Source organism: Streptomyces sp. BR123, from assembly GCF_013401435.1.
In the GTDB taxonomy this organism is placed as follows: Bacteria; Actinomycetota; Actinomycetes; order Streptomycetales; family Streptomycetaceae; genus Streptomyces.
In genome coordinates, this window is record NZ_JACBGN010000438.1 from 1 (window position 1) to 4,262 (window position 4,262).

Annotated in this window: 5 protein-coding genes; 2 read left to right on the plus strand and 3 right to left on the minus strand. The window is 74.3% G+C overall.

Annotated elements, in window-relative coordinates; genetic code table 11:
• Positions 1-148 precede the first annotated feature (148 nt).
• On the plus strand, positions 149-412 hold the full coding sequence (locus HYE82_RS34490) for a hypothetical protein (protein ID WP_179178165.1): 264 nt from the start codon (positions 149-151) through the stop codon (positions 410-412).
• Positions 409-795, plus strand: coding sequence for a hypothetical protein (locus HYE82_RS34495; protein ID WP_179178166.1), 387 nt, complete (start codon positions 409-411; stop codon positions 793-795). Before HYE82_RS34490 ends, HYE82_RS34495 begins: the two co-directional genes overlap by 4 nt.
• 15 nt (positions 796-810) lie before the next feature.
• Here HYE82_RS34495 and HYE82_RS34500 read toward each other — a convergent pair whose 3' ends face one another.
• The 3 genes from HYE82_RS34500 to HYE82_RS34510 are packed head-to-tail and all read right to left on the minus strand — an operon-like array spanning position 811 to position 4,228.
• Positions 811-2,124 carry a DUF58 domain-containing protein gene (locus tag HYE82_RS34500; protein WP_179178167.1) on the minus strand — a complete coding sequence of 438 codons (1,314 nt, stop codon included), beginning with the start codon at positions 2,122-2,124 and terminating at the stop codon, positions 811-813.
• On the minus strand, positions 2,124-3,086 hold the full coding sequence (locus HYE82_RS34505; RefSeq protein WP_179178168.1) for a MoxR family ATPase: 963 nt from the start codon (positions 3,084-3,086) through the stop codon (positions 2,124-2,126). Before HYE82_RS34505 ends, HYE82_RS34500 begins: the two co-directional genes overlap by 1 nt.
• Positions 3,083-4,228 (minus strand): DUF4350 domain-containing protein, encoded by a 1,146-nt coding sequence (locus HYE82_RS34510; protein ID WP_309144548.1) that lies wholly within the window; start codon positions 4,226-4,228, stop codon positions 3,083-3,085. The genes HYE82_RS34505 and HYE82_RS34510 overlap by 4 nt, the downstream gene beginning before the upstream one ends.
• Positions 4,229-4,262 lie beyond the last annotated feature (34 nt).

Consider the following 4,262-nt stretch of genomic DNA (forward strand, 5'->3'; position numbering starts at 1 on the left):
ACTGCAGGGGGGACCCTGTGGGAGAGTAGGACGCCGCCGAACAATCATTGCGGGAAGCCCCGCACCAGCCCCCTTTTCCGGGGGGTTCGGTGCGGGGCTTTTCTGCGTTCACCGCACGTGCGTGTAGACGCCGCTGTAAACTCGGCCCATGTCCGACGCCATGATCCGAGTGCCGGCTGAGGTGCGCGATCGCCTTGCGGTCATCGCCGAGTCCCGCGGCACGTCCATCAGAGCCCTGGTCCAAGAGTTTGCCGAGTCCACGTTGACCGCTGAGGAGCGCCGTGAGCGCGCCGAACGGGCCCGTGAGTACATGGCTCAGCACTTCGGGGTACGCGTGACCGACGAGGAGAGCGCGGAGATGGGGCGCAAGATTCGCGAGGCCTTCGCACGTCGGCAGGAGAGTGCTGCGTGATCCAGCACCATCTCGTCCTGGACAGCCCCTCCCTCTTCGCTTTATCGGGCAACCGGCAGGTGTCGGCACTGATCCACCGGGCTTACCTCGACGGTGACACACGTTTGTGGGCGCCTGTCCTGGCGATTCTCGAAGCGGACCGGGAACACCCGGGAGTCGCCGAGCACGTCGGCCAGCTCGATGTCATCCACACGATCGACCTCGACTACGCCGCCATGTTGTCCGTGGCTCAGCTGTGCCGGGAAGGCGTGCCTGCGGGAGTCGCCGCAGCAGTGTCAGCCGTGCGGAATCTTCCTGACTGGGGCGTCGACGCGCTGGTGGCGACCGTCGAGCCCAAGATGTACGAGCACCACGGAGTAGGCGTGCTCGACCTCGATCGTTGACGTGAGCCGCCGGTCTCAGAGGCGGCCGGCGGCCTTGAGGGCCAGGTAGGCGTCGGCGAGGGACGGGGCCAGGGTGTCCGGGGTGGCGTCGACGACGTGGACGCCGTGGCGGGACAGCTGCTCGGCGGTGCGGCGGCGCTGGGCCTGCGTCTGGGCGGCGGCCGCGGCCTCGTAGACCGCGTCCAACGTGCCGCGGGAGCGGGCCATCTGCGCGATGTGCGGGTCCGCTACCGAGGCCAGCAGGACCGTGTGGCGCTGCGTGAGGCGGGGGAGGAGCGGCAGGAGGCCCTCTTCCACCGCGGCGGCGTCCAGGCTCGTCAGGAGGACCACCAGGGAGCGGCGCGGGGCGCTGCGCAGGACCGTCGAGACGAGGGTGCGGGCGTCGGTTTCGACGAGCTCCGGTTCCAGGGCGGCCATGGCGTTGACGAAGGCCGGGAGGACGTCGCCGGCCGAGCGGCCCTGGACCTGGGCGCGGGCGCGGCGGTCGTGGGCCAGCAGGTCCACGCGGTCCCCGGCCCGGGAGGCCAGGGCGGCGAGCAGCAGGGCCGCGTCCATGGCGGAGTCCAGGCGGGGAACGTCGCCGACCCGGCCGGCGGAGGTGCGGCCGGTGTCGAGGCAGATCAGGATGTGCCGGTCGCGTTCCGGACGCCAGGTGCGGACGGCGACCTTGTCCTGGCGGGCGGTGGCCCGCCAGTCGATGGAGCGTGTGTCGTCGCCGGGGACGTAGTCGCGCAGGCTGTCGAACTCGGTGCCCTCCCCGCGGGTCAGCAGGCTCGTACGACCGTCCATCTCGCGCAGGCGGGCCAGCCGGGAGGGGAGGTGCTTGCGGCTCGTGAAGGGCGGCAGGACCCGGACCGTCCAGGGGACGGTGTGGGTGCCCTGGCGGGCGAGCAGCCCGAGCGGGCCGTACGAGCGGATCGTGACGCGGTCCGCGTGCCGGTCGCCGCGGCGGGTCGGGAGCAGGCGGGTCGTCAAGCGGCGGCGTTCGCCGGGCGGGATGCGCACGGTGTGCCGGGACGCCTGCTGGTCCGTGCCCGGGAGCCAGCTGCTGGGGGGCCAGGCGTCACGGATGCGGGCCCGCAGGGTGCGCGTACCGGGATTGGCGACGGTCAGGTGGACCTCCGCCGGGCTGCCCAGGCGCACGGACGTGTCGCCGGAGCGGGCGAGGGCCAGGCGGCGGACCGGGGCCGCGAGGGCGTAGTCGACCGCACAGGCCACGGCGAGAGGCGCGTTGACCGCGAGGACGCCCGTCCAGCTCGGTTCGAGGACGCCGACGGGGATGCTGCCGAGGGCCGCGAGCAGGGCGGCGCGTCCGGTGAGGGCGGCCATCAGCGGGGAACGGGGACGTGGGACAGGATCGCGGTGAGGACGGCATCGGCGGTGACGCCTTCCATCTCGGCCTCCGGGCGCAGCCGGACGCGGTGGCGCAGCGTCGGCAGGGCCAGGGCCTTGACGTCGTCGGGGGTGACGTAGTCGCGGCCGGTCAGCCAGGCCCAGGCGCGGGCGGTCGCCAGCAGGGCGGTCGCGCCGCGCGGGGAGACGCCGAGGCTGAGGGAGGGCGACTCGCGGGTGGCGCGGCAGATGTCGACGACGTACCCGGCGATCTCGGGGGAGACGGCGACGGCGGCGACCGCGTCACGGGCGGCCTCCAGCTGGGAGGCTCCGGCGACCGGGCGGATGCCGGCGGCCTGCAGGTCGCGTGGGTCGAAGCCGGCGGCGTGCCGGGTCAGGACGCCGATCTCGTCCTCGCGGGAGGGGAGGGGGACGTTCAGTTTGAGGAGGAAGCGGTCCAACTGGGCTTCCGGGAGGGGGTACGTGCCCTCGTACTCGACCGGGTTCATGGTGGCGGCGACCAGGAACGGGTCGGGCAGGCGGCGCGGGGTCCCGTCGACGGTGACCTGGCGCTCCTCCATGGCCTCCAGCAGGGCGGACTGGGTCTTCGGCGGGGTGCGGTTGATCTCGTCGGCGAGGAGGAGGTTCGTGAAGACCGGGCCGTTCTGGAACGAGAACGCGGCGGTGCGGGTGTCGTAGACGAGCGAGCCGGTGACGTCGCTGGGCATCAGGTCCGGGGTGAACTGGACGCGCTTGGTGTCGAGGTCCAAAGAGGCGGCCAGGGCCCGTACCAGGAGGGTCTTGGCGACACCGGGGACGCCTTCGAGGAGGACGTGGCCGCGGCACAGCAGGGCCACGACGAGACCGGTGACGGCCGAGTCCTGGCCGACGACGGCCTTCCCGATCTCGGTGCGGATCGCTTCCAGGGAGGAGCGGGCGCTGTCCGTGGTGGCCGTCATGAGGTGCGGACCTCTCTTTCGAGGGCGTCGAGGTGGTCGGCGAGCACGACGAGGGCCGCGTCGCCGGCGGGGGCGGTGCCGAAGAGGAGGGCGGTCAGGTCCCGGCCGGCGGGGTCCGCGAGGCGGGCGGCGACGGCGGGGACGAGGGCCGCGGGATCGTGGGCGTGGGCGGACGGTACGCCGACCAGCGCGGCCAGGCGCTCGCGGGTGGCGGCGCGCAGCACGCCGGCGGCGCGGTCGCGGGCGGCGGTCTTCCGGTAGAGGCGGGCGCGGCCCTCGGCGGCCTCGGAGGCGCGGATGGCGACGGGCAGCCGCTCGGTGACGAGCGGGCCGAGGCGGCGGGCGCGCCAGAAGGCGGCGAGAGCGGCGGCGATGAACAGCTGCAGCAGGGCCCAGTGCCAGCCGGCCGGGATCAGTTCGAGGAAGGACTTCTCCTCGACGTCGCCTTCCCCGAGCTCGGCCGGGGACGGCATGTACCAGACCACATCGGGGCGGGTGCCGAGGAGCTGCAGGGCGAGGGAGGCGTTGCCCTCGCGGGCGAGGTCCTCGTTGAGCAGGACGCGCTCGGAGCCGAGGACGACGGTGTCGCCGCCGCCGGTGGTGCCGGCGGGCAGGACGAGGAGGGTGGGATGGCCGCCGCTGGGGTAGCAGGCGGCGGCGCCGGGGGCGGTGGTGCTGTAGCGGCGGCCCCGGCCGGTGTCGGCGGAGCCGGCGGTGGTCGCGGCGGTGAGCGCGCAATCGGGGGTGAGGGTGCGCTCGTGGGCCTTTCCGGCCGTGTGGACGGTGGGGGCCAGGTGGGCCAGGGCGGTGGCGCCGGGGGTGAGGAGGACGGTGCGGCCGCCGGAGACGTCGATGGCGGAGCGGATGGTGCGGCGCTGGTGGTCGCCGAGCAGGTCCGGGTCGGTGACGAGGAGGGTGGTGCCGGGGCCGGCGGCTTCTGCGGCCTCGTCGGCGGTGGTGACGACGCGGGCGGTGACGCCGCGTGCGCGGAGGAGTTCGGCGATGGCCCGGCTGCCCTCGCGGTCGGGGGAGCGGGGGTCGAGGCGGCCGTGGTGGGCGCCGGAGGAGAGGGCGGCGAGGGTGACGGCAGCGGTGAGGAGGACGGCCAGGGCGATGAGGTAGCCGCGGGCGCGGCGCCACACGGTTGCGGGGGTGGCGCCGGAGGCGGTGGTGGGC

What these genes read in the sequence shown, in the direction of transcription:
- HYE82_RS34500 (WP_179178167.1), bottom strand. Translation starts at nt 2,124, where the DNA reads ATGGCCGCCCTCACCGGACGCGCCGCCCTGCTCGCGGCCCTCGGCAGC.
- HYE82_RS34490 (WP_179178165.1), top strand. Translation starts at nt 149, where the DNA reads ATGTCCGACGCCATGATCCGAGTGCCGGCTGAGGTGCGCGATCGCCTT.
- HYE82_RS34505 (WP_179178168.1), bottom strand. Translation starts at nt 3,086, where the DNA reads ATGACGGCCACCACGGACAGCGCCCGCTCCTCCCTGGAAGCGATCCGC.